The sequence below is a fragment of the Legionella sp. genome, assembly GCF_965140895.1.
Classification (GTDB): domain Bacteria; phylum Pseudomonadota; class Gammaproteobacteria; order Legionellales; family Legionellaceae; genus Legionella.
Genome location: NZ_CBCSKT010000086.1, coordinates 1 through 2,285 on the forward strand (window position 1 = coordinate 1; position 2,285 = coordinate 2,285).

Sequence of the window (2,285 nt, forward strand, 5' to 3'; positions counted from 1 at the left end):
GCTCAATCCCTCCGTGGACGCATTAATGATAATTTTCAGATCATAAACCCAGTACCTTCAAGTTGAATGGGTATAGACCCTGTGGTAATCGAGAAATGTTTAGGTCATAAAATGCCTAAAATTATGGCTACTTATAATAGGAATGAAATGCTTGTTCAGCGCAAAGAAGCGTTAAATAAGTGGTCTGAGTACTTAAATAATTTATTAGTAAATAATATAGTACCTTTGCCATTAAAAGAGTTGCCTATAAAGGAATTACTAAATTGAACGTACCAACAACCCCTAAAATTTATCACATCGTTCATTTTGATCGGTTGCCTTCGATAATTGAAGATAAACATTTATGGTGCGATAGAGAAATTATTAAGCGCGAATGCTCAGGAACTTCAATTGGAATGAGTAAAATTAAACATCGTCGGTTGACTGAACTAACGCTCAAAAGTTATCCCCATCTATTTGTTGGTGATTGTGTTCCTTTTTATTTTTGCTCACGCTCTGTTATGCTTTATCTTATATGGAAAGGAAATCATTCCGAGCTTAGCTATCAAAATGGACAAGAATTTATCATCCATTTACAAGCTGATTTATATAAAACTATTGAATGGGCCGCACAAAATAATAAAAAATGGGTCTTTACTACGTCTAATGCTGGCTCACGTTATTTTAATGACAGTTCTAACATAGAACGGCTAAAAGAGATTGATTGGGACGCGGTTAAAACTTTAGACTGGACTAGTTGTAGGGAAAAGAAGCAAGCAGAGTTTCTTATAGAACAAGCGTTTCCATGGCATTTAGTAAACTATATTGGGGTTCAAACCGAAAGGGTTTTTAATAAGGTGAGCAGTATATTACAAAGTAGTGAGCACCAACCCAAGCTTGGCCTAGAACCCAAATGGTACTACTAAAGCACTAAATACATATTGATACAAATACAGACGGCTTATAACATGATTACATTTAAAACTGGAAATATATTTGAAGAAAATATCGAAGCCATTGTAAATACAGTTAACTGTGTTGGAATAATGGGACGAGGCATTGCTTTACAATTCAAAAAGAAATATCCGGCCAACTTTAAAGTTTATGCTGAAGCGGCAAAGCATAATAAAGTTATCCCAGGAAAGATGTTTGTTTTTGAAAATAACAAAGACTGCTATCCAAAATATATTATTAACTTTCCTACTAAACGCCATTGGCGTGATAAAAGCCGTATTTCGGATATTCAATCTGGCTTACAGTCGTTGGCAGAAACAATTCAAAAAGAAAAAATTCAGTCAATTGCCATACCTCCACTAGGCTGCGGATTAGGTGGGTTAAATTGGAACGAAGTACGCCAGCTTATTATAAATACTTTTGAAAAACTTCCAGATATAAATATTATTGTTTTTGAACCGAGTGAACAGTCCGCTGCTTTAAAACCGCCCTCACCCGAAGAACCCAAGATGACAGCTGGCCGCGCTGCCCTAATAGAATTAATACACCGATATATTAATGGATTATTAGACCCATTTGTAACACTGATTGAAATACACAAATTGATGTATTTTCTACAGGAGGCAGGCGAATCACTTAGATTAAATTACAAACAGCATCATTATGGCCCATATGCAGAAAATTTAAGGCATGTTTTAAACAAAATTGAAGGCTATTTTATTACAGGCTATGCTGATGGCGGTGATGCACCAAACAAACCTCTATCTTTACTGCCAGGGGCATATGAAAAAGCCAGCACTTTTTTATCTTCACATCGCGATACTCATGGGCGCTATAATAAAGTTGCTGATTTAGTAGACGGTTTTGAAACACCTTTTGGCTTAGAATTGCTTGCAACAGTACATTGGGTTATCACCCATAATTCAATAACATCTCAGGATGATGTTATTAAATATACTTACGCTTGGAATGAGCGAAAAAAACAATTTTCAACCTCACAAATTAATCTGGCAATTGATGTACTAGCAAACAAAGGTTGGATTGAAACATCTAGCTGGAAAAATCAATTTCAAAATTAAGAGGGTGAACTAGCACAAGTTCCATTTTGGAACATCTGGGTAATATCAGACATAACCTAACCAGTTATAAACAAATGGAGAGGTTTTGTCTGATTTAATTAATAATCTGTCAATATTTAAACAATCTAAATAATCGAAACTGGGAATTTCTAAATCCTATTCAACAATCTTATTGAATCCTCATGAATCCCCTCATTTTATATACCCATTCAACTTGAAGGTACTGGGTTTATGATCTGAAAATTATCATTAATGCGTCCACGGAGGGATTGA

Annotated in this window: 2 protein-coding genes and 1 pseudogene; all 3 read left to right on the top strand. The window is 35.1% G+C overall.

Features of this window, described 5'->3' with window-relative positions:
- Positions 1-72: 72 nt before the first annotated feature.
- A pseudogene (locus ACQY7T_RS09865) lies at positions 73-267 on the top strand (hypothetical protein); the annotation flags it as partial.
- A complete protein-coding gene (darT, locus tag ACQY7T_RS09870) occupies positions 264-905 on the top strand; it encodes a type II toxin-antitoxin system toxin DNA ADP-ribosyl transferase DarT (RefSeq protein WP_428413063.1) in 642 nt (213 codons plus the stop codon). The pseudogene ACQY7T_RS09865 and the gene darT, both read left to right, overlap by 4 nt.
- Positions 906-947: 42 nt before the next feature.
- Positions 948-2,012 (top strand): type II toxin-antitoxin system antitoxin DNA ADP-ribosyl glycohydrolase DarG, encoded by a 1,065-nt coding sequence (gene darG, locus ACQY7T_RS09875; protein ID WP_428413065.1) that lies wholly within the window; start codon positions 948-950, stop codon positions 2,010-2,012.
- Positions 2,013-2,285: the final 273 nt, after the last annotated feature.